Source organism: Paenibacillus barengoltzii G22 (assembly GCF_000403375.2).
Taxonomy (GTDB): domain Bacteria; phylum Bacillota; class Bacilli; order Paenibacillales; family Paenibacillaceae; genus Fontibacillus; species Fontibacillus barengoltzii.
In genome coordinates, this window is sequence record NZ_KE159652.1 from 1,488,151 (window position 1) to 1,510,626 (window position 22,476).

General features: G+C 51.2%; 18 protein-coding genes and 1 other annotated feature. Of the genes, 12 read left to right on the forward strand and 6 right to left on the reverse strand.

The window, feature by feature from the left end; all coding sequences use genetic code 11:
• Positions 1 to 147: 147 nt before the first annotated feature.
• From C812_RS06980 to C812_RS06990, 3 genes are all read left to right on the forward strand, one after another.
• Complete coding sequence (locus tag C812_RS06980) at positions 148 to 5,250, forward strand: discoidin domain-containing protein (protein WP_016311960.1); 5,103 nt, start codon at positions 148 to 150, stop codon at positions 5,248 to 5,250.
• A gap of 179 nt (positions 5,251 to 5,429) precedes the next feature.
• A complete protein-coding gene (locus tag C812_RS06985; RefSeq protein WP_016311961.1) occupies positions 5,430 to 6,107 on the forward strand; it encodes an SDR family NAD(P)-dependent oxidoreductase in 678 nt (225 codons plus the stop codon).
• Between the two features lie 222 nt (positions 6,108 to 6,329).
• The gene (locus C812_RS06990) at positions 6,330 to 6,863 is read left to right on the forward strand and encodes a polymer-forming cytoskeletal protein (protein WP_016311962.1); all 534 of its coding nucleotides are present in this window, start codon (positions 6,330 to 6,332) and stop codon (positions 6,861 to 6,863) included.
• Between the two features lie 43 nt (positions 6,864 to 6,906).
• Here C812_RS06990 and C812_RS23130 read toward each other — a convergent pair whose 3' ends face one another.
• Positions 6,907 to 7,026: a DUF6199 family natural product biosynthesis protein gene (locus tag C812_RS23130; RefSeq protein WP_016311963.1), complete on the reverse strand. Its 120-nt coding sequence runs from the start codon at positions 7,024 to 7,026 to the stop codon at positions 6,907 to 6,909.
• Positions 7,027 to 7,168: 142 nt separating this feature from the next.
• Here C812_RS23130 and C812_RS06995 point away from each other — a divergent pair, with 142 nt between their 5' ends.
• The 3 genes from C812_RS06995 (at position 7,169) to C812_RS07005 (ending at position 9,953) form a co-directional block, all read left to right on the forward strand.
• The gene (locus C812_RS06995) at positions 7,169 to 7,999 is read left to right on the forward strand and encodes an AraC family transcriptional regulator (RefSeq protein ID WP_016311964.1); all 831 of its coding nucleotides are present in this window, start codon (positions 7,169 to 7,171) and stop codon (positions 7,997 to 7,999) included.
• A gap of 115 nt (positions 8,000 to 8,114) precedes the next feature.
• Positions 8,115 to 9,323, forward strand: coding sequence for a multidrug efflux MFS transporter (locus tag C812_RS07000; protein ID WP_016311965.1), 1,209 nt, complete (start codon positions 8,115 to 8,117; stop codon positions 9,321 to 9,323).
• Positions 9,324 to 9,356: 33 nt separating this feature from the next.
• Positions 9,357 to 9,953, forward strand: a complete 597-nt coding sequence (locus tag C812_RS07005) for a hydrolase (RefSeq protein WP_036624775.1) — start codon at positions 9,357 to 9,359, stop codon at positions 9,951 to 9,953.
• A gap of 62 nt (positions 9,954 to 10,015) precedes the next feature.
• Here the strand turns inward: C812_RS07005 and C812_RS07010 are convergent, their stop codons facing one another.
• Positions 10,016 to 11,974 carry an alpha-amylase family protein gene (locus C812_RS07010; RefSeq protein ID WP_016311967.1) on the reverse strand — a complete coding sequence of 653 codons (1,959 nt, stop codon included), beginning with the start codon at positions 11,972 to 11,974 and terminating at the stop codon, positions 10,016 to 10,018.
• A gap of 135 nt (positions 11,975 to 12,109) precedes the next feature.
• Between C812_RS07010 and C812_RS07015 the strand changes: the two genes are divergently transcribed.
• From C812_RS07015 to C812_RS07025, 3 genes are all read left to right on the forward strand, one after another.
• Positions 12,110 to 12,994: a helix-turn-helix domain-containing protein gene (locus tag C812_RS07015; protein ID WP_244268291.1), complete on the forward strand. Its 885-nt coding sequence runs from the start codon at positions 12,110 to 12,112 to the stop codon at positions 12,992 to 12,994.
• Positions 12,995 to 13,066: 72 nt separating this feature from the next.
• Positions 13,067 to 13,332 (forward strand) — a binding site (T-box leader).
• 78 nt (positions 13,333 to 13,410) lie between these two features.
• Positions 13,411 to 14,496: an aspartate-semialdehyde dehydrogenase gene (asd, locus tag C812_RS07020; RefSeq protein WP_084770661.1), complete on the forward strand. Its 1,086-nt coding sequence runs from the start codon at positions 13,411 to 13,413 to the stop codon at positions 14,494 to 14,496.
• 33 nt (positions 14,497 to 14,529) lie between these two features.
• A complete protein-coding gene (locus tag C812_RS07025; protein WP_036624779.1) occupies positions 14,530 to 14,985 on the forward strand; it encodes a GNAT family N-acetyltransferase in 456 nt (151 codons plus the stop codon).
• A gap of 78 nt (positions 14,986 to 15,063) precedes the next feature.
• Here the strand turns inward: C812_RS07025 and C812_RS07030 are convergent, their stop codons facing one another.
• On the reverse strand, positions 15,064 to 15,375 hold the full coding sequence (locus tag C812_RS07030; RefSeq protein ID WP_016311971.1) for a YbjQ family protein: 312 nt from the start codon (positions 15,373 to 15,375) through the stop codon (positions 15,064 to 15,066).
• A gap of 98 nt (positions 15,376 to 15,473) precedes the next feature.
• Here C812_RS07030 and C812_RS07035 point away from each other — a divergent pair, with 98 nt between their 5' ends.
• Together C812_RS07035 and sstT are read left to right on the forward strand one after the other, a co-directional pair.
• Entirely contained in the window at positions 15,474 to 16,613 is a 1,140-nt protein-coding gene (locus C812_RS07035; RefSeq protein WP_016311972.1) for an NAD(P)/FAD-dependent oxidoreductase, read from the forward strand.
• A gap of 103 nt (positions 16,614 to 16,716) precedes the next feature.
• A complete protein-coding gene (gene sstT, locus C812_RS07040; RefSeq protein WP_016311973.1) occupies positions 16,717 to 17,958 on the forward strand; it encodes a serine/threonine transporter SstT in 1,242 nt (413 codons plus the stop codon).
• A 60-nt stretch (positions 17,959 to 18,018) separates the two neighbouring features.
• Here sstT and C812_RS07045 read toward each other — a convergent pair whose 3' ends face one another.
• Positions 18,019 to 18,579: an NADPH-dependent FMN reductase gene (locus C812_RS07045; protein WP_016311974.1), complete on the reverse strand. Its 561-nt coding sequence runs from the start codon at positions 18,577 to 18,579 to the stop codon at positions 18,019 to 18,021.
• Positions 18,580 to 18,581: 2 nt separating this feature from the next.
• Positions 18,582 to 19,652: an LLM class flavin-dependent oxidoreductase gene (locus C812_RS07050; RefSeq protein WP_016311975.1), complete on the reverse strand. Its 1,071-nt coding sequence runs from the start codon at positions 19,650 to 19,652 to the stop codon at positions 18,582 to 18,584.
• 145 nt (positions 19,653 to 19,797) lie between these two features.
• On the opposite strand from C812_RS07050, the gene C812_RS07055 reads away from it, so the two are divergent.
• A complete protein-coding gene (locus C812_RS07055) occupies positions 19,798 to 20,142 on the forward strand; it encodes a winged helix-turn-helix transcriptional regulator (protein WP_016311976.1) in 345 nt (114 codons plus the stop codon).
• Positions 20,143 to 20,258: 116 nt separating this feature from the next.
• On the opposite strand, the gene C812_RS07060 is transcribed toward C812_RS07055, so the two are convergent.
• Positions 20,259 to 22,418: an alpha-amylase family glycosyl hydrolase gene (locus C812_RS07060; RefSeq protein ID WP_016311977.1), complete on the reverse strand. Its 2,160-nt coding sequence runs from the start codon at positions 22,416 to 22,418 to the stop codon at positions 20,259 to 20,261.
• Positions 22,419 to 22,476 lie beyond the last annotated feature (58 nt).

The following is a 22,476-nucleotide window of genomic DNA, read 5'->3' on the forward strand; positions in this document are numbered from 1 at the left end:
GGTACTTTTTTCCACGATAGGACCATTTCCGAGAACATTTTTGCAGAGTGAGGGGACGTGCCGATGGAGAGGTAGTAAACGTGAAGAAATAGGGTAGGAGTCGGTGGTAGAGCGCTTTATAGTTAATCAAAACAAAGGAGAGAAATCATGAAAAGAGCGTTCGTGAGCAAGCGCCATGCCCGGACTGTCTGGGCGAATTTATTGACCGCGATCATTTTATTGATCAGCAGTGTGCAAGTCTTGCCGGCACCGGCAGCTCATGCCGCTGAGGGCGATTATTTATTATCACTATATAGACCGGTCTACAGTTCCTCTTCGCTGGGCGGTAACACGCCGGACATGGCGGTTGACGGGAATGAGAACACCCGGTGGGAAAGTGTGTGGAAGAAAGATCCGCAATGGATCTACGTCGATTTGGGCGCCAGCGCGACCATTTCGAAGATTTCCGTCAAATGGGAGAACGCTTATGCCAGCGCTTTTCAGTTTGAGGTATCTGATGATGAAGTTCATTGGGAGCCCGTGTATTCCACTACGGAAGGCAAAGGCGGATGGACCGAGGTGGACGTTGCTGCCCAAGGCCGCTATGTCCGCGTGTACAGCACCAAGCGGGCTCAAGAAGCTTACGGGGTGTCCATTTATGAATTTAACGTTTATGGCACCGGCGGCGTAAGTCTTCCTCCGAAGCCAGCTGCCGTCAACCTGGCGCTGGGCAAGCCGGTAACGGCGTCTTCGCTGGAGATTAATGAGCCAAGCAAATCGGCTGAGGATAAAGCCAAAATGGAAGAGAAGAACTATTTGGCGAGCAACGTCACCGACGGCAGCAACGATACTCGCTGGTCTTCCATTTATCAGGATAACGAATGGATTTACGTAGACCTTGGTGAAGTCAGCGAAATCGGCAGCGTATCCTTCAATTGGGAAGCGGCTTACGGACGTGCCTACGATATCCAAGTGTCCGATGATGCGCAGAACTGGACCACCGTTTACCGTGAACTCAACGGATCGGGAGGACGGGAGAACATTCCGGTGTACGCGAAAGCACGTTACGTGAAAATGGCGGGTCTAGGCCGCGGCACAACGAACGGGTATTCGCTGTACGAGTTTGGAGTTTATGCCTACCGGGAAGGGGATCCGAAATCCACTTATGACATTCCGGAAGTACCAACCACTTCCGCCGTTCAGCTTGGTGCGGGCAGTTATGAAATCAACGATGTAACGATGCTGGAGCCTAAAAATCCGAAGTACCGCACATCCAATATTCAAAGCCCCATCCCGTCCAATGACTGGTGGCAAAACATTCTGATTTCAAATCTGGGCGACGGGAACAGCTTGATCACGCTTCCCCTGAAAAATTGGTATACCAAGCAGGGGCTGAACATTTTGAATCCGGGAGCCGGTTACGTATCGGGCGGTGGAGGTTCGATTGATGCCGACGGCGAATCGGATCTGATTCTGTCGACGAATACGATCAACCCTGCTAACGTTGTCACGAAGATTTCCGGATATGGCGATTATTCAGCCACGGTTGTCATGAGCGACGATGATACAGCGAAAATGAGCACGACGTTCGTCAAAGGCTCGCCGTTCCTTTATAACACATTTGAAAACCCGGATGCGGCGATTCTCCAGTCACAGTTCATCACCCGGCTGTATGATGATAACAACCAGCCGATTCTGCTGAATGACGGCGACACTCTGACCACGGACCACATCGGCATCGAAGTGACGAATCAGGACAAAGCGCCGCAGCCGCAGACGTTCGTTCGCCATTACGGGGTGTATGCTCCAGAAGGCACGGTGTTTATGAAGCTCGGTAATACGATTAAGATCAAATTCGGCCAAGGCGGAAATTACTTGTCTGTGGCTACACTGCCGTCGGCAAGAGACCTTAGCAAATATTATCAGCACGCTTATGCCTTCGTCACGGATACGAGAGTGGACTACCGTTACGATCAAGCGACTTCGCTCGTGACAACGGATTTTGAATCGATCACAGAGCTGAAGCGACCTGGCTTCTCTTCGGAGACGCTCATGGCACTGCTTCCGCATCAATGGAAGATTTCGAGCACACCGTTAACGGATTTAAGCTACCCTTCGATCCGTGGTTTGTTGAAGATTCGGGAAGGGAACTCTTTTACGACACAAGACCGTTTCTATGGAATCATTCCTCAGTTCGTAGAACCTAACGATCCAACCTACTCCCGCGCACAGTTAATCGCATACTTGGATCAATTAGATGCGGATGTGTCGGGGGACATCATGAGTGATGACCCTTATTGGCAAGGCAAGAAGCTTCATCCTTTGGCCTTAGGTGTCTTAATTAGTGATCAAATTGGTGATACGGAACGGAGAGATTTCTATCTCTCGAAGCTGAAGGAAATTTTGACAGACTGGTATACCTATTCGCCGGAAGAACGATTGCACTCCTACTATTTCCATTACTCGGATGAGTGGGGCGCGATCTTCCCGTATGGCAGCGGCTTTGGCGTGAATACCGGCTTAACGGATCATCACTTCACGTACGGCTATTACATCTTTGCTTCCGCAGTTCTTGCGACGTATGACCAGCAGTTCCTTCAAGATTATCGCGATATGATCGAATTGCTGATTCGCGACTATGCGAACCCGTCGAGAACAGACAGCCAGTTCCCATGGCTCCGCAACTTTGACCCGTACGAAGGCCATTCCTGGGCAGGCGGCTATGCGGACAACCGCAGCGGCAATAACCAGGAAGCTGCCGGCGAAGCTCTGTTCAGCTGGGTCGGCGAATATATGTGGGGGCTTGTGACGGGCAATGACGAATACCGGGATACCGGGATTTGGGGCTTCACCACTGAGGAAAAAGCTGCTGAGCAATATTGGTTCAACTACGATCATGACAACTGGGTGGAAGGCTTCAATCATGCAGCCGTAGGCCAAGTTTACGGCAGCGCCTATTCGTTTGGTACGTATTTCTCCGGAGATCCGGAGCAGATTTACGGCATTCACTGGCTTCCGCCGGCAGAATGGATGACTTACTATGGTCGGGACCCGCAAAAAACGAACGAGCTGTACGCCGGTTTGATTAAGGATCTCGGCGGTCAGCAAGAACGTTCCTGGCAGCACATTATTTGGCCGTTCCAATCGATCGGTGATCCGGAAGGGGCGCTGGCGAAATGGGATACCAGCCAAATGCAGCAAAACGAAGTGTTTAACGCCTACTGGTTTATTCATAGCATGGTATCGACAGGTACCCGAACTATGGATATTTGGGCAGATGATCCAGCAGTGACCGTCTATGAAAAAGATGGTGTCTACACGGCGCAAATCTGGAACCCGTCGGACAGCGCCAAAACGGTGCATTTCTATAATGCCAATGGGCCGCTTGGATCGGCAACGGTCTATGCTAAAGCCCAAGCGAAAGTGAATCCGTTTGAAGAGACGGTGCTGGAAGGCCCGGATCCGTCGCAAGGCGTAAAATACGTCGATCGAGACGGATGGACGATCACGGCTTCTTCCAGCTCTGAGGATGTTGGGCGCCTTGTGGACGGCGATTTGTCTACCCGTTGGTCTTCGGGACAACTGCAAGCTCCTGGCGACTGGCTGCAAATCGACCTGGGCACGGAGCAAGCGTTTGATACGTTGTTTATGAACTCCGGCACCAACTGGGGAGACTATGCGCATGGTTATGAAGTTTACGTATCGGCGGATGGCGAGAACTGGAATGAACCGGTAGCAACAGGTACTGGGGTTTCGCCAAGTTTGGTTGTATCCTTCGATAAGCAACTGGCTCGTTATATCAAGATTGTGCTGACAGAGCCTGCTGACAGTTGGTGGTCGATTACGGAGCTGAAGCTGGCTGAATTCAGCAATATGGAACCTGTAACGCCGCCAGTGACAGAACCGCAGCCAGATCCGGAACCACAACCGGAGCCCGAACCACAACCTGAGCCCGAACCACAGCCAGATCCGCAACCGGAAGAACCTGAACCGCAGCCAGATCCGGAGCCGCAGCATCCATTGCCATCGGACGGTTCTCTAGCAGACCATTCTGGATGGGTTGTGACTGCCTCCTCCTCGCAAGGCCGGGATGTACCGGCTAACATGCTGGATGGCAATCGCGACACGCTTTGGACGAATGGACGCGATCAGGCGAAGGGACAATGGGTGAAAGTGGATTTAGGCGAAGTGTATCAATTTGATTCTCTCGTGCTTGATCCTGGTCATGCCAGTGATGATTATCCGCGTTCCTATCTTCTCTATGTCTCCTACGACGGGGAGAACTGGGGCAAGCCGGTGATCGGCGGTCAAGGGCAATCGGGCCGCATGTCGATTACATTCCCGACACAAACGGCTCGTTATCTCAAGCTGGTTCAAACTGGCGAAGCGAACCGTTGGTGGTCGATTGCCGAGCTTAACGTCTATGATTACGGTATCGGCAAGCAACAGGAACTGATTCCTGACGGCTGGTCCGTTACAGCTTCTTCTGGTGAAGAAGCAGAAGCGATGCTGGATGGCAACGAAGCAACTCGCTGGACGAGCGGCCGCGAGCAAAGCGGCGGCGAATGGTTCGAACTGGATTTGGGTACGGCCCTGCCAGTTGACCAAATCGTCATGGACAGTGCGCATAGCCACGAGGATTATGCGCGCGGATATGAGGTGTACGTCTCGCTGGACGGTCAATCCTGGGGCGAACCTGTCGCTACGGGGCAAGGAGATGGCCCAGTCGTAACGGCAGCCTTCCCGCTGCAGACGGCCCGTTACCTTAAAGTCGTACAAACGGGGACCGATTCGCACTGGTGGTCGATTCATGATGTGAAGGTATTTACCGCTGATTCGACGCCATGGATTGCAGAACCGTTAGCCGGAGAGGACGATTTCCTTAATGTGCTGGACCGTTCTGGGTGGACGGTTACCGCTTCTACCGCTGCGGATATCTTGGAGATGTTGGATGACAATTTGCGCAGCCGCTGGACGTCCGGTGAGGCGCAGACACCAGGCCAATGGATTCAGATTGATCTGGGCGGCCTGCGGACGATCAGTAAGCTGAGCATGGACTCGGGCGAGAGCGACAACGACTATGCTCACAGCTATCAAGTCCTTGCCTCAGAGAATGGGGTGGACTGGACGTTGGTTGCTGAGGATGTCGGAACGAGCAAACAGATCGTAACGACCTTCCCTCGGCAAACGGCGCGTTATGTGAAAATCATTCAAACCTCCACGACGCCATCGTGGTGGTGGTCGATCGCCGAGTTAAATCTCTATCGGTAAAAGTTAAATAGAAGTAAGTAGGAATGACGCAGCTCCCGGACGGATATTTCCGTTACCGGGAGCTGTTTTTTTGAGTTTATAATTTGAGAACGATAAATCTAAAATAATACTTTACCGAACGTTCTCATTATGATAAACTCAGGATGAAAGGAGAAACCGCCCATTAGCAGCCTTCGTCAATGAACACAGGCCGGGATCAGGAGAAATTGAATAAAGCTGTTGCAGCGTTGGGTATTGCCAACACGATTGGCGTAGTGTCAGACGCCTCGGATCCAGAGGGGGCAGAGAAAGCCGTCACGGCAGCGGTTGACGGCTTTGGCCGGTTAGACATCGTGTTCGCGAACGCCGGTATCAGCGGCAACACGCCGCTTGGCAGTGCAGATCCATCTTTGTTCAAGAAGATCCTTGATGTGAACATCGCCGGAGTGTTCTTTACAATTCAAGCAGCTTCCGCATATTTGAAAGAAGGCGGATCGGTGATTTTAAACGGCTCCGTGTTGGCAAAGGCCGGCAGTCCAGGATATGCAGCTTATGCTGCAAGTAAAGGAGCGGTTACCAGCATGGCACGGGTATTGGTGGCAGAATTCGCGCCGCGGGGAATCCGCGTTAACACCGTTGTTCCTGGCGCAACGAAGACACCGATTTGGGGGGATACATCGGTTCCGGAATTTAGCCCGCTCGAAGAATATTTGAAACAAAGCATCCCGCTCAACCGGATGGGGAAACCGGAAGAATTGGCGAATGCGGTGTTATTCCTAGCTTCGGATGATTCATCTTACGTCACTGGTGCAGAAATCAGCGTAGACGGGGGCGCAGGCTCTTCGCCAATGGGGACGCCAGCACATCAGCTCGACTGAACGAAGCATGAAAAACACTCCCGTGAGGGAGTTCATATAGATACAAGCCGGCCAGGGAGTTGGTCGGCTTCCATTACGAAAATATAGAGGAGGGAATGTCAAAGATGAACAAGATGTGACTAGCAATGTGAAATTTTGCACATATAAGTGAAAAAAATCACATTAACAAAAACCACTTTTTTTTATAATTCAAACTGAAGAGAAAAACAGGAGGGAAACAATATGAAAATGGTTAAAGGATTGGTGGTTGCCGGGCTTGCTGCGGCTCTGCTGGCAGGATGCGGTTCAAACGACGGGAACTCGGCGGCTAACGCTAATAAACCAGCGGATGCTACGACATCGGCTTCAATCGTCAATCAATCGGATGCATTCGTGAATGCAGTGAGTGAGAAAGGGACTTGGATTATCGCGATTCTCAACGACTTGACGGTGGACCAAGATGTTGTTGTTGCTGGCGAATTCCACGATAAAAACGATGCTTCGAAAGACATCTACCGGAAGATCGCATTGTATGCGCAAGATGAAGACCACAACGTGACCGCTTCTTACACCTTAACCGTTCCGAAATTGACGGTTCAAAGTGAAAACCTGAGAATTCAAGGCGGCACTGTGAAAGGTGATGTCTACGTAGAAGCTAACGGCTTCAACCTGTACGAAAACGCTACGATCGACGGCAACCTTTACTTCGCCAATGCCGACGTGCAAGCCAGCGCGAAAATCGACGGTAAAGTAACAGGGGCAACGGAAGTGAAATAACAGCAAACCCAAAGGCCAACCTCATGAGGTTGGCCTTATTTTTTTAGATGAAGAACGATTGAATGAACACATAGATCCCCATACCAATAATCGCGATACCGCTGATTTTGCACGAGAGATAATAGAAATCACTTGGCTCCGCCTCACGCACCCATAACCCCACATGATTTCCTCCCCTAATCAGATACTATATCTACGTCTTCGCACGGGGGAGGTTGCGGTTTACCCATACGTATGGTCTAATCGCAGTAGCTGTAAACTGCATAGAAACTTCACAGGAAGTCTCATTGAGGGGGCGAGCGGTGATGAACCTGAACCATCTACATTTTCATATCCATTATTGCAACAGTAAACAGCCGAATGACGGTAAACAGCTAAGAAGCAGCATCCGTAGAACACTTACGCATCACGAATTGCTGCTCGTCACCGGGGGGAAGGGCAGCATTACGTTGGACCGCAAGGAACTTCTCGTTCAAGAAGGCATGTTAATCTACATCCACGCGGGTCTCCCTCATCACATACAGATGGACGAAACCGATCCGATCTGTTTCTATTCCGTCCATTTTAGTTATGCGGGCATCCGCTTTGATGACGGGACTTGGACCATTGGGCAGAAAACTGAGCATTTGCCGCTTCCGTCCATGCAGGTGCTGCAAAACGGATATTTGGTCGAGGATGCCTTTCGCCGATTGACGGCTGCCTGGTTCGCTAAATTGCCAGGATATGAGCTGCTGACGAGAGCGGGGCTGGAGCAACTGCTGTATGAAGTCTTGGCCCATGTGCAAAGACAAACTCAGAACCACGCGGTTGCCCTCAAAGTGGAGAAAGTGATTCAGTACATGCGTGAGCATCTGGGCGAGCGGCTTACGTTGGCAGAGTTATCGGAACAGGTGCATTTGTCCACATATTACCTGTCACGAGCTTTTAAACAGACGACCGGATTCACCGTCATTGAGTACTTTAACAAACTAAAAATTGATAAAGCCAAAGAGCTGATCATGGAAACTGATAAAAAAATCAAAGATATCGCGTTGGAGCTCGGTTTCACCGATGAGTTCTATTTCAGCCGCATTTTTAAACGGACCGAAGGGATGAGCCCATCGGAATTTTACAGCAAAATCGTCCATGGAGTTTAAGATAATACATGGAGTAAAGCTACTCTTCGCGTTAATATTGTCCTGCAAGAATGTTCATCATATGTTCATCTGCGCGCGCAGAGGACAGGGGTCACAGAAGGAAGGCTTAAAGATAATGCCAATTTGGAAAAGAAATTTGATCGTATGCTGGTTCGGCATGTTTGTGACCGGCGTAGGCATGAGCCAGCTTGCACCGATCTTGCCGCTTTACATCAAAGAGCTGGTGGTGGATCAGGCTGATGCGGTGTCCCGGTATTCCGGACTAGCCTTCGGCATCACTTTTATCGTCTCGGCGATTTTCTCGCCGATTTGGGGCCTTGCGGCGGATAAATTTGGCCGGAAACCAATGCTGTTGCGGGCCAGCCTCGGGATGGCGATTATCATTGGATGTATGGGGTTTGTCACCAATGTCCACATGCTGATCTTCCTTCGGTTCCTGCAAGGCATTATCACTGGCTATAGCACCGCTTGTACGACGTTGATTGCTACTCAGACGGACAAGGCCCATGCCGGTTGGGCACTAGGGCTCTTGTCTACGTCCAATACCGCCGGCTCGCTGCTAGGTCCAACGATCGGCGGATTTATCGCTGAACATGCCGGGATTCAAGAGACCTTTTTCTTGACTGGCGGACTGATGCTGATCGCCTTCATAACGACGCTATTTTTCGTTATAGAGACGTTTGTACGGTCGGAAGTGAAGGTGGCGGGCATGAAGGAAGTATGGAGTGCGTTGCCGGAAAAAGGCTTAACGGTGACGCTGTTTGCTACGTTTTTTATGCTGAGTGTTGCAATGTATTCGGTGGAGCCGGTCCTTACCGTGTATGTGAATGAAATCTCCCGTAACAGCAGCCATGTGGCGTTGCTGGCCGGTATCATTTTCTCGGCATCCGGGTTGGCCAATATCTTGGCAGCACCTAAGCTAGGCAAGCTGTCCGACCGAATTGGCGCCCACAAAGTGATGTTGGCGGCGCTATTGGTCTCGGGGATCTTGTTTATCCCGCAGGCGATCGCCCGCAATCCATGGGAGTTGATGGGGCTGCGGTTCCTGCTGGGGGCGGCATCAGGAGGACTTAATCCCTCCGTGAATACCTTGATTAAGAAAATCACCCCAGAGCATCTAACCGGCCGGGTATTCGGATTTAGTATGGCCGCTGGCTACTTGGGAGTATTCGCCGGTTCGGTGCTGGGCGGGCAAGTTGCGGCTTGGTTTGGCATCCCCTATGTTTTCCTGCTTACTAGTCTGCTGCTCCTGATTAACGCGGCTTGGGTATATGCAAAAGTGTATAAAAAACTGCGGGAGCCCAGCCATTCGACCGTTCAGTAAAGTATACAAGAGAAGGGAAGTTAAGCAGATATGATGGAAATGATCCAACCTGAAACGAGCACGATGATCATTGCGGAAAAAACCGCACTTGTGCTGATCGATTTACAGCAAGGGATTGCCCATCCCTCTCGGGAAAGCGCGCCGTATGGCAGTGCGGAAGTCGTGAGCAATGCTAGTCGGTTGGCTCAAGCGTTTGCTGCAGAAGGCGGATTTGTGGTGCTTGTCCGCGTATCTACGCTGGATGGCAAGGATATGCTCAAACCGGATACGGACGCTCATTTCAGTCCAGGCGCTTACCCTGAAGGTTGGGATGAACTTGTGCCCGAAATAGCCAACATTCAAGGAGCCCATGTCGTGACGAAACGGCAATGGGGCGCTTTTTACGGGACAGATCTGGATTTGCAGTTGCGGCGGAGGGGCATCGATACGATCGTGCTCTGCGGCATCTCCACTTCGATCGGGGTGGACACCACCGCCCGTGAAGCGTTCCAGCACGGGTATCATCAAATCTTCGTTGAGGACGCGATGACGGCCTCAACAAAAGAGGAGCATGACTACGTCTGCCGCTATATCTTCCCTCGCATCGGCAAGATTCGGTCGACGGAAGAGGTATTGGCGGCGCTGCGGTAAGCTTATGGAAAAAAGATAGCCTTGAACCAAGGGGTTCAAGGCTTTTGTGCGTTGGTTGCTTGCTAAAACTGCAGCACAACCATTTGGTGGCAGGACCACGGCGGCAGGGTGTAATGGACGCGGCCATTTTCCTGACGGAAGGGGAGTTTCAGGCCCTGTGGTGCAAGATAGACTTCCCGAACTGGTGCGGGCACGGAGATCGTGGCCTCGATGTCGCTCAGAACCGGCAGGTCTTCGATGACCTCGATGTTGAGTCCTCGGCGCACTGGAGAGGCATAAAGCAGGTGGTGCACCCAGCGATTTTCGGACGGTTGAGCCTGCAATGTCGTCACGCCTTGTGCTGGAAGATTGGTGTTTACTGTTTTACGTATCAATAAACGGTCAAGGGCATAATGCAGAATCTCCTTGACGGGTAAGCTGCCCTTTAGTGCGTAATCCTCAAACAGGTTCCAAGCCGCATAGATGCCGGCAGGGCCTTCAACCATGCCGGGACCGGCGTCCTGCAGGTTGGATGGCGTGTGCTGGTGCGAGCAGAAGGTGAACAGGTCACGGTTGAAATAGGAATTTTCCCGGCTGCCCAGCTTCATTCCATAGGGCTGAAGTTCGATGTCCTGACCGTCGGTATACATCACGAAGGAAGCATTACGTAATGAAGACAGCTCGAAGTCCGGGCGAAAATAAGACGGCTTAAACGCCGAATCCCCAAGAGGTTTGGCGCCGAAATCCAACTCGAAATGGGAACCGTCCGGCGCAAGACCGGAGCGTCCCGTTGCCAAAATTTTGCCGCCATTTGCGATAAAAGTTGTAAGTTTCGTCTTCAACGCTTCGTCGACCGTGATCACGTCCGGCAGGATGACGACGGAGTAGGAGCTGAGATCATTTTCCGTATCCACGACATCAAAAAGGTAATGACCCTCCAGCAAAATCCGGACAGCTCCTGCATCGGCGTGCTGTGCTGTGTTTCCGGGCTCCCCTGCGGCCTCGGCGGACAACAAGGCCACGTCAGCGACCGAGTTCACGTCCCGGCACCATTTCTCCTTAGCCTCCACTTCCCGATATGCTTCCCCAATTAACGCATACGTTGCCGGATCCATCCATCCGGTCGGATGCAGCTGATCGCCAATCGAGATGCGGGCCCCATTTGCTAAGCTAAGTGCTGTCTCGTATTTCAGTGCGTTCGGATGCTTATAGCCGCCAAATTCGCCCCATGAAGTGTGGAATTTTCCCGTCATCCCCAGAAACTCCATTCCCAAGCTTTGCGCATAGCGAGCTGAGAGCGGGAAATGGTCATAACCCCAGCCGCCCGTCGGCAGCGATTCCAACTCCAGATGGGTGTTCAGCTTCGCAAGATCTCGCCGCCCGCGCTTGACATGACCGCTGTTGTGAAACACCGGAAGTCCGGGCTTGATGCGATGTACTGCTTCGTCCATCGTTTGGGCGTACCGAAGAAACGTTTCTTCCCAAAGGAGTTTCATCGCATCCAGGTCACGGGAATCTTCGCCTCGTCTGCGGATCTCTGCGACGCAGGATTGGCAATAGCACTCGCGTACCCCAACGATATCAAGGAAAATTCCATCGACGTCATAATTGGAGACCACTTCACGAACTTGGTTAGCCAGAATGTCCAGGTAAGGGGTGTTCATGCAAAATTGATGATATCCCGGCGTCATAAAATCGGGCGCCCAGTTCAGCTTCTCCTGCGGATCACGAATCAGCCATTCTGGATGGCGGCGGGTCAGTTTCTCATCGAGTCCGGCGGAGAGATACACCGGTGTTTTGACGCCGATTTCGTGGGCGGCTTCGATTTGGGCGCCCAGTAAGTCGAAGGACAGATGCGGATGCATTTCGTTGGCTGTTGAAGGGTGATAGGCCCAGCCGTGATGGCATTTGGCGAAGACGGTAATCGAATCCACATGGCCTAACTGGAGCATTTCTTGGAACTGCTGCTTGGAGAAGCGGCTGCCAATCCCTTCAATGGCTTCGGAGGTATGGAAATCAAGATGAACCTGACGGAATCTCATGGACGTTCCTCCCGATCTAGAAATGAGTATCGTACGTTACCTACCATTCTAGGCGGAATCATCGCTTGCTACAGCTGATAAATACGACGAAAAGTAGTACAATTTCTACATCGCATAGGGGGTGAGGATTTGCTTGTGCTGGAGTTCACGGCACCGCCGTATCCACTGATTGCCGCAGTGGGCTGTGCGGTATGGCGGCCGGGGGTGATCCATGCCGAACGGGTCTTTGAGGCGTATGACTTGATTGTTTGCGCACAAGGCGCTCTATATATGGAGGAGGAAGGGCGCTCCTACGAGATGGATGCCGGCAAAATGTTGGTGCTGGAAGCGGGGAAAAGACACCGCGGAACCCGTCCGACCGAGGAGGAAACCGAGGTCTATTGGATTCATTTTTGCCACTCACCGCATCTTCCGCCGAAGCTGGTGGACAAGCAGAGCTGGCAGCAACCGCTGCTTGCCCGAACGGATCAGGACACTGAACCGCGTCCGGCGATCATTGACATTCCCAAGTTCGCTGACATTGATCTCCGAACGATTCGCCCGATGCTGGACGAGATGGTTGCACTGCATCGCACGCTAACGCCATATCGTTCCTTCGAGCTGCAGCTTCGCTTCGGACAGTTGCTCCTCCAGTTACAACAGGGAATGCGGCAGGGCAGTCCGCAATCCCGATCTGCGGATCTCAGCGAGCAGGTGGCAGCTTACTTGGAAGAACGATTGCACCTCCCGTTTGACGCAGAGGAACTGGAGCGAGACCTGCATTATCATTTTGATTATTTAGCAAGATGTTTGAAGCAGCATACGGGAATGAGTCCGCTGCAATACCGTCATCATCAGCAGATTGAACGGGCTAAGCGATTGCTTGCCCATACCGACGAGCCGCTCAAACGGATTGGCGAGCAATGCGGGATCTCGGACCCCAATTATTTCTCCCGATTGTTCAAACGTGAGACATCCTTGACCCCGGGAGCCTACCGAAACCGATTCCGCGTCATTCAAATGGATGAAAAGGACAAGTAGGTAAAGCTGAAAATTTCTTGAAACCAGTTTACGTTCCGCCAGGAATCTGGTAATATTATCGCAACATGTAATGTAAATGCGATGACGAGAAGAGTAAGTAAAGCGAACCTTTCCAGAGAGCTCCGGTACGCTGAGAAGGAGCAAAGCGTGACTTTACTGAAGAAAGCCTCTGAGCAGCACATCGGAACGTGTAAATCGGCGGGATGGTGTGACAGGAGCTCCTGTTATAGAGCTAGAGTATACGCTTGGCAGCGCCAGGCTGTACTTGAAGAGGTTAATATGGCGACATATTAGCGAACCTGGGGTGGTACCGCGAGCATACCAATCTCGCCCCCAAGACGAAAGTCTCGTCTTGGAGGCGGGATTTTTTTATGACATAATTCCAATACTCACAGGGAAAGGACTGGATGTTAGAAATGGGTCAAAAGTTGAAAGTAGGCATCGTTGGTGGAACAGGAATGGTAGGGCAACGTTTCGTGCAGCTGCTGGATCAGCATCCTTGGTTTGAGGTGACTGCGATTGCAGCCAGCGCCAATTCTGCAGGTAAAACCTATGAAGAATCCGTCCAAGGACGTTGGAAAATGGCGACACCGATGCCAGAGGCCGTGAAATCCATTGTTGTACAGGATGCGTCTAAGGTTGAGGAAGTGACGTCGGACGTGGACTTCGTCTTCTGCGCCGTAGATATGAAGAAGGCAGAAATCCAAGCGCTGGAGGAAGCCTATGCGAAAACCGGCACTCCGGTGATTTCCAACAATTCAGCACACCGCTGGACGCCGGACGTACCGATGGTCATTCCAGAAGTAAACCCGCAACATATTGAAGTGATTGAAGCCCAACGCAAGCGTCTTGGTACGAGCACCGGGTTTATTGCCGTGAAACCGAACTGCTCGATTCAAAGCTACGTACCGGCGTTAAACGCTTTGCTTGATTTTGAACCAACGACGGTTGTGGCATCGACGTACCAAGCAATTTCCGGGGCTGGCAAGAACTTTGCGGATTGGCCGGAAATGCTGGATAACGTCATTCCTTATATCGGCGGCGAAGAAGAGAAGAGCGAGCAGGAGCCGCTGCGCATTTGGGGTCATGTGGAGGGCGGACAGATCGTCAAAGCAAGTTCTCCAATTATCACAACCCAATGTATCCGCGTTCCGGTGACGGACGGTCACTTGGCTACCGTGTTCGTATCGTTTAAGAAGAAACCGTCGAAGGAAGAAATTCTGCAGCGCTGGGCTGAGTTCAAAGGCCGGCCGCAAGAGCTGGGACTGCCAAGCGCTCCGAAGCAATTCATCACCTATTTTGAGGAAGACAATCGTCCGCAAACCAAGCTTGATCGCGATATTGAACAAGGGATGGGCGTTTCCGTCGGCCGTCTGCGCGAAGATTCGTTGTACGATTATAAGTTCGTTGGCCTGTCGCACAATACGCTGCGCGGAGCTGCAGGCGGTGCGGTATTGATTGCTGAGCTGCTGAAAGCAGAAGGATATATTCAAGCGAAATAATCTAGGTTTGTCCGGGGGAGGGGGAGCCTGTTGATCACCATCACAGTGGATGATTTAAGCGGACCTGAAATTATAGCATTTATTGGCGAGCATTTGGCGAACATGACGGAATCCTCTCCACCTGAAAGCATCCACGCCTTAAATGTAGACGGCTTGAAGCAGCCGGATGTTACGTTTTGGAGTGCCTGGATCGATGGCGAGCTCGCGGGATGCGGTGCGCTTAAGGAGCTGAATCGCGAACACGGTGAGGTTAAATCGATGCGAACTGCGATCCCGCACCGTGGGAAAGGCGTTGCCAAGCAAATGCTGGCGCATATCCTTGAAGAGGCAGTACGACGCGGTTATCAGCGGATCAGCCTTGAGACGGGGTCGATGGAGGCTTTTGCTCCGGCCCGTAAATTGTACGAGAGCTTTGGGTTTACGTATTGCGGTCCCTTTGAAGATTATGTCGAGGATCCGAACAGCGTATTTATGACGAAGTTATTATAACCAAGTAAAGATGGACGATTCTAATCAGGAACACACAAAAACCCGCAAATTTGCGGGTTTTTGATTTTTTTCCAGAGACTATACAACGACGGCGGTTCCGCTGACAGATACCATCAGCATGCCTTCTCGAATGACTTCATAATCGATATCGACACCGATAATCGCATTTGCGCCAAGGCGCGATGCTTGGTCAGACATTTCTGCAAAGGCGGTGTCCCGAGCTTCCTGAAGCTTGTTCTCATAAGCACCGGAACGTCCTCCGACGATATCGGTGATCGAAGCAAGAAAATCGCGGACCACGTTCGCGCCCATGATCACTTCTCCGGTCACGATCCCAAGATAACGTTTGACCGGAGATCCTTCAATGGTTGGGGTGGTAGTCATAATCATAGGGAGTCCTCCTTTTTATAGAGCCATATTGGTTGTTACGAAGGTATGCCGCGATGGTTTCAATTTAAACTATAATGGAGGCAAGGGAGGCTTTTAACGTGAAAAAGATGATAGTTATCGGCTCCGGGATTCTCGGGGCTTCAACCGCATATCAGTTGGCTAAGCTGGGAGCCGAGGTTACGGTCGTCGACCGTGGGGGGCCTGGACAAGCCACTGACGCTGCCGCCGGGATAATATGCCCCTGGATCTCACAACGGCGTAATAAAGCTTGGTATAGCTTGGCCAAATCGGGCGCGTATTATTACGAGTCCTTAATCAATGAACTCGAGGCGGAAGGAGAGTACGATACAGGATATGCTCGTGTTGGGGCACTGCGTCTTCATCGGGAACGCGAAAAGCTGGTTGCCTTGGAGAAGCTGGCCGTCGACCGTAGACAAGAAGCCCCGGAGATGAGAGAGATTCGATTGCTTGAACCGGACGAAGTAAAGCGGTTGTTTCCTCCATTGGATGAGGGGTTCTACGCCCTGTATGTGAGCGGTGCCGCCCGCGTTGACGGGCGTGCGCTCCGCGAATCGCTTCTGAGGGCAGCGGTACGGAATGGGGCGACGATCATCCGCGGCGAAGCTTCGCTTCTGTATGACGGCAACACCGTCACCGGGGTGCGCGTCGGCACGGAAGAGATCAACGCTGATGCGGTTGCTGTTTGTGCCGGGGCATGGGCGCGTCAACTGCTCACTCCGCTGGGTTTGGACTTCCAGGTCACTTACCAGAAAGCCCAAATTGTTCATTTATCACTGCCGGACGTTGCAACCGAGCATTGGCCTGTCGTAATGCCGCCGGGAGATCAGTACATTCTGGCGTTCGATGACAGCCGGATTGTGATTGGCGCAACCCATGAAAACGATCCGCAGGGTTATGATACCCGTGTGACAGCGGGCGGCTTGCAAGAAGTGATCAACAAGGCGCTGACGGTGGCACCGGGGTTGGCGGACGGCTGTTTTTTGGAAGCGAGAGTGGGGTTTCGTCCGTTCACACCAGGATTTCTTCCGGTCGTCGGGGCGGTACCTGAATGGAAGGGGATCTATGCGGCCAACGGCCTAGGAGCTTCAGGATTAACGATGGGGCCGTATATCGGCGCACAGCTTGCCCAACTCATGTTAGGGCGGAAGACGGAGATCCAATTGGAGAATTATCGTCTTGATCTGGCTTTTTCGTCTGAATTTTCTGACAATCTGTGAAAAGTATTGCACAAATGTTTCCGCCCGGAGGACAAATGTCCATAATGCGTGGTATACTATCGCTATGCATTGATGTGACATCATAAACATACGGGGGAGAAACATGAAGGCAATCTTACAGAAATGGAATGAAATCAGTCTTGTGAAGCGAATTCTTGTTGGCTTGGTGGTGGGGATCCTCTTGGCGTTAATCGTACCTCAAGCCAGCGGCATAGCGCTCCTAGGGACGCTATTCGTGTCTGCTCTAAAGGCCGTAGCGCCGGTACTGGTGCTGCTATTGGTTATGGCTGCGATCGCGAACCATCAAAAAGGGCGGCAAACCAACATGAAGTCGATTCTCGTGTTGTACTTAGTCAGTACGTTTTTGGCTGGGGCCAGCGCCGTGACAGCCTGTTTCCTGTTCCCGGTCAGCTTATCCTTGGCAGGGACGACCGAAGGTTTAACCCCGCCTGGAGGCATCATCGAAGTTCTAAAGGGATTACTGCTGAATGTAGTGGATAATCCGGTGAGTGCGTTAATGAATGCCAACTATATCGGTATATTGGCTTGGGCGATCCTGCTTGGTTTAGCGCTGAAAGGCGCAGGCGATCAGACCAAAAGCTTGCTTACACACGCCTCCGACGCTGTTTCGCAAATCGTTAAGTGGGTTATTCAATTCGCACCGTTTGGAATTTTGGGACTTGTGTATGAATCCATTACGGTAAGTGGATTGGAATCGTTGCTGGATTACGGGAAGCTGTTAATGGTTTTGGTGGGTTGCATGCTGTTCATCGCGTTGATCGTCAACCCGCTGATCGTTTACATCAACATTCGTCGGAACCCGTATCCCCTCGTATTCACCTGTTTGAAAGAAAGTGGGATCACGGCGTTCTTCACCCGCAGCTCGGCGGCAAATATCCCTGTGAATATGCGTCTCAGTGAAAAATTGGGACTGAATAAGGATACGTATTCGGTATCTATCCCATTGGGAGCGACGATCAATATGGCGGGCGCAGCGGTCACGATTTCGGTCTTGACGCTGGCAGCTGTCCATACGTTAGGCATTGAGGTGGACTTCGGTACAGCAGTGATCCTAAGCGTCTTGTCGGCGATTTCCGCAGCTGGCGCTTCCGGCGTGGCCGGCGGTTCGCTGTTGCTGATCCCTCTGGCTTGCAGCTTGTTTGGGATCTCGAACGACATCGCGATGCAGGTTGTAGGGGTAGGTTTTATTATCGGGGTCGTGCAGGACTCGTGTGAGACGGCGCTGAATTCTTCCTCCGACGTGCTGTTTACGGCTACGGCGGAGTATGCGAAGCAACGCAAGGAAGGGGCACTTCCGCTTGCAAATACGGCAAGCTTGGATTAAATGTCAAAAGGCTGGCGATGACTCGTCAGCCTTTTTTCATGCGCAGTCTTTGGTTTGCTATCATAACTCGTTATAGGCAGCCTCTCGGATATTGGCATAGGTTTCAGCCAACATCATGGTATCCTCGGCTAGACGCTCAATCCGGAATTTGACATCGTCGTTCACAATCTCTTTACGGTAGAAGTCTTGTTCTTCAATAAACACATAGTTCTGTACTAATTGTGCTTTCAAGTAAGTCAGGATTGGCTTCAATTGCTGTTCAGGTACGAGGAAGTGGCGGGATGAGCCTGCGGTAGCCACGATACTAACCACCTTGTCCTTAAGAGCATATTGTGGAAGCAGATCGAAAATGTTCTTGAGCGTTCCTGGAATTGATGCCTGGAAGATCGGCGTACCGATGATCAGAACGTCAGCGTCCATGATCGCTCGGGTAATCATTCCCGTATCGCCTTCATAATCCAAATAGTTACGCCCGTCACTAAATTGAACTTGATATTCAGCCAGATCAATCAGCGTCGTTTCCGTGCCGGGGTACTTTTCCGCTATCGTTTTTAGAGTGTAATCCACGGCAGTTTTGGTTTTCGAACCTACGATGGTGCCGGACAATCCAACGACTTTCATCATTATTTACCTCCTTCAGATTTTTTCGTGTATTTCTTGATGGCTGGCAAGATTTCTGTGCCGATCAGTTCGATATTCCGTTTCACCTGATCAAACGGCATACCGCCAAGATCGATTTGGGCGATATATCGCTGATGACCAAACAATTCATGTTGATACAGGATCTTCTCGATAATTTGTTGAGGGCTGCCGGCATTAATGATGTGATGCGGGTCGCTGCCTTGCATGAACAGTTGTCGATGGAAGCCTTGGCCATTCGATTTCATCATGCTTTCGTTGACGTAAGGATAGAACTCCTGCAGGGCCTGTTGTGACGTTTCGGCTGCGTAGAAGAAGCCTGCAGTTGCGACAGGCAGTTCGTCCGGGTTGTGGCCAGCCTTTCTGGCGGCTTCCCGATAGACGTCAACCGTCCGTTTGAAGACGGAAGCGGGACCGCCTAAATGTGCCATTACCATTGGAACGCCGGCGAAACCAGCTTTAACCGCACTGGCTGGACTTCCTCCAACCGCCCGCCAAATCGGCAAGGAGCCGTTCAGCGGACGTGGGATGATCTTGGCATTTCGCAACGGTGCCCGGAACTCTCCACTCCAGTTGACAACCTCTTGTTCATTAATCAACCGCAGAAGATCGAATTTCTCTTCGAATAATTCCTCGTAATCGTGAACATTGTAACCTAACAAGTCAAACAGTCCAACTCTTGAGGCGCGCCCGGCCACGATCTCTGCCCGGCCGTTCGAGATGAGGTCAATCGTGGAAAAATCCTCATACACGCGAACAGGATCCGAAGTACTGATGATCGTGGCGGTACTGCCGATCTTGATTTTGCTCGTGGCTTGAGCTATAGCGGCAAGCACCACCGTGTGTGCTTGGGTCGCGAAATAATTTTGGTGGCTTTCACCGACACTGAAGAAGTCCAAACCTGCTTGTTCAGCAAGCTTAGCGTACTCGATAATTTGTTGAATTCGTTCTTGTGGGGAAGTGCTTTTTCCCGTTTTGGGATCAGGCACATGATCGCCCAAAGTATATATGCCAAACTCCAGTCCTTTGCTGGGATCAATACGATATTGGTTCATGAGAAATTCACCCCTTGTTTATTTTTTGGTGATGTGATGTTGCTTATGCGCTTATTATAATCAGCTTACGAAAATATAGTAAGTACGCACTTTTTAGTGGTATAGTTACTTATAAGAAACTAATAAGAAACTAGGAGGTTGTGCTATGGAGAAGATACCTGAGCTTTGTCACGTCGGTGACGCATTGGAGATTATTGTGGGAAAGTGGAAACCGATGATTCTGTTGGTGTTGTTGCAAGAAGGCACGAAAAGATTCAGTGACCTTAAGCGCAAGCTGCCGGACATTTCCCAAAAAATGCTGACCCAGAACCTGCGTGAATTAGAGGAAGAGGGGATTATCGAACGGATCGTCTATCCCGAGGTTCCGCCTCGTGTAGAATATTCGATATCGGAGTATGGCAGAAGTTTGGAGCCGCTGCTGGATGCGATGCACAGTTGGGGTGTCAGTCATGTACTACGGAAGGAAGAGAAGTTACTGCATGTGAAATAAAAGATAAAACCCGTGCAATTGGCACGGGGGTTGGGATCTCCTACGTGAGGATAAGAAACGAGCAGCTAAGGAAATTTGATCCATAGCTGCTCATTTGGATGTTATATGAACCCTGCTTAGGGTTGCCAGTTGACCTCAACTGTGCCTACACCGTTGGTTGGCGTTGTAAAGCTGTGGTTGGAGCCGCCTTCCCAGGTCACGGATGTCCCGTTCTTCTTGATAAACTTGAATTCCAGGTTTGTTCCCGCCGGCACGCTGACATCAAAGTACCAAGTTGGATAGGTTCTAATGATCTGGTTAAAGAATGGACCAATTGCTTTGTCCGGGTCCCAGTTGCCAAGCTCGGCGATGTTGCCTGTCAGATAGACATTTTCACCTAACGTGGTGTTGGCATTGTTAATGATAAACCGAACCGAGACTTGATCTCCTGTAAGCAGGTTAAAGCTGCTATAGCTGTTGCTGTCCACGGAGGATGCGTTGCGGACTTTGATGTCATACTGACCTGGTGTGATTGCCGGTACTTTCACTTGGATTTGTGAATCCTCCCACTGCACGATCTGGTTACCGGTTACTGCCGTTGTACCGAAGAAGACCGTTCCTTTTGTATTCCCAAAGCCTCGGCCATCGATCGTCAGCGTTGTGCCCGCTTTACCCATGTCCGTTCCGATATTACCGATGATCGGTGCGGATTCACTAGCTGCAAATTGCCATACTGCAACAGCCCCTGCCGGCAGGTTAAAGGCGGGGACTGATCCCGTAGAACTTACCGTAATACTGCCGCCATCCAGCAGTCCGTTTAACTCGTCGGTATAAGTACCGGCTGGTAGTGAGGTCTGCAAGCCAGTGATCGAGGCGGCGGTGGTCGTATTGCGGTTAATGGCGACCAGCGCTACGCTATTGCCGAATTTTCGCTCATAGATAAATACATCATGATTGATCCAGCGTTCCTGCGTGCTTCCATAGGCGAGTGCCGGGTTCGATTTGCGAAGCGGCGCCAGCTTGCCGATGACTTGATATGCGGTGGTAGAAGTCGAGAATCCACTCATAAAACCTCGGTTCGCCGGATCACCATTGCCCGTCATATATTGCTCTGTCCCGTAATAGATTGCCGGAACGCCGCGTGATGTTAATGTGAAGGCCAGCGCTTGCTCCAATCGCCGGTCGTTGTTGCCCAGCTTAAAACGATCCATGTCATGGTTATCAATAAACGTGACTTGGTCATGGATATGTTTGTAGTTGGCTGCTGTTGTAGTCAGCATGTTATTTAAGCCGTACATCGTATCTGTATTGTCGCGGAAGACCTGCCGGACTTTTTGACCAAATTGGAAGTCAAGCAGACTCATCCCGGATTCATTGGCGAAGCGGATATTGTTCGGATCATTTTCGCCAACGCCAAGGAACCATTCCCCGAAGGTAAACACCGGTTGATATCCTGCAATCGAAGCAACCCAGTTCTTCTGCCAGCCCTCCGGCATATGCTTCACCGCGTCCACCCGAATGCCATCGATCCCCATATCCAACCAGAGCTTGATTGCATCTTTGAAATACGTATCCGTTACGTTGTTGTGGTGATTGATGTCGGCCAGATCATACAGATTCCGATAGATGCCATCCTCCAGCGAGGAGAAATTCGTGCCTTGATTATGATGGAAAATTCCGTTGGTGTCCCCCGTGTAGCCGGCAATCAGGTTGCCATTATCGTACAACCGACCGTTCTCGGCAAAGGAAGGTTGTGTCTCCGAAGCAGGGGAGGTGTGGTTCGGTGCGAAATCAATGATGATCTTGATGTTGTTGGCATGTGCTGTGTTAATGAGCTCTTGAAAATCGCTCATGCTGCCAAACGCCGGATTCGTTCGTTTAAAGTCGCGGGCCCAATACCCGTGATAGGACGTGCTATTGACACCGGAGTAGTCAATGACGCTGTAAATATTTTCGACCGGCTGAGATATCCATAAAGCGCTTACACCCATTCCGGCAAAGTACCCCTCGTTAATCTTGTTAATGATACCCCGCCAGTCTCCTCCACAATAAAGCTTCAGATTTGTACAACCGGGTGAATAGGCCGCGCCCGATGGATTGTTGCTAGGATCCCCATCCGCGAAGCGGTCGGTCACAATTTGATAGATGACATCGGTAGAGAAGCTTTGCTTGTTAAGAACCGACGTATCGGGAGCGGCGCTCGCCGTCGGTACGGCGATGGAAGGGATGAGCCATGCTGTAAAGAGACAGGTGGAAGCAAGGAGTGTGATAATGGATTTTTTTAAAAACGGTTTCATAGATCAAACCACCTTTCCAGCTTTTTCTACTGTTCTGAACATAGACTTCATTTGAAAT

Bases quoted from the DNA above. Each gene is read 5' to 3' on its own strand.
- C812_RS06980 (WP_016311960.1), top strand. From the start codon at position 148: ATGAAAAGAGCGTTCGTGAGCAAGCGCCATGCCCGGACTGTCTGGGCG.
- C812_RS06985 (WP_016311961.1), top strand. From the start codon at position 5,430: ATGAACACAGGCCGGGATCAGGAGAAATTGAATAAAGCTGTTGCAGCG.
- C812_RS06990 (WP_016311962.1), top strand. From the start codon at position 6,330: ATGAAAATGGTTAAAGGATTGGTGGTTGCCGGGCTTGCTGCGGCTCTG.
- C812_RS06995 (WP_016311964.1), top strand. From the start codon at position 7,169: ATGAACCTGAACCATCTACATTTTCATATCCATTATTGCAACAGTAAA.
- C812_RS07000 (WP_016311965.1), top strand. From the start codon at position 8,115: ATGCCAATTTGGAAAAGAAATTTGATCGTATGCTGGTTCGGCATGTTT.
- C812_RS07005 (WP_036624775.1), top strand. From the start codon at position 9,357: ATGGAAATGATCCAACCTGAAACGAGCACGATGATCATTGCGGAAAAA.
- C812_RS07010 (WP_016311967.1), bottom strand. From the start codon at position 11,974: ATGAGATTCCGTCAGGTTCATCTTGATTTCCATACCTCCGAAGCCATT.
- asd (WP_084770661.1), top strand. From the start codon at position 13,411: ATGGGTCAAAAGTTGAAAGTAGGCATCGTTGGTGGAACAGGAATGGTA.
- C812_RS07030 (WP_016311971.1), bottom strand. From the start codon at position 15,375: ATGATTATGACTACCACCCCAACCATTGAAGGATCTCCGGTCAAACGT.
- sstT (WP_016311973.1), top strand. From the start codon at position 16,717: ATGAAGGCAATCTTACAGAAATGGAATGAAATCAGTCTTGTGAAGCGA.
- C812_RS07045 (WP_016311974.1), bottom strand. From the start codon at position 18,579: ATGAAAGTCGTTGGATTGTCCGGCACCATCGTAGGTTCGAAAACCAAA.
- C812_RS07050 (WP_016311975.1), bottom strand. From the start codon at position 19,652: ATGAACCAATATCGTATTGATCCCAGCAAAGGACTGGAGTTTGGCATA.
- C812_RS07055 (WP_016311976.1), top strand. From the start codon at position 19,798: ATGGAGAAGATACCTGAGCTTTGTCACGTCGGTGACGCATTGGAGATT.
- C812_RS07060 (WP_016311977.1), bottom strand. From the start codon at position 22,418: ATGAAACCGTTTTTAAAAAAATCCATTATCACACTCCTTGCTTCCACC.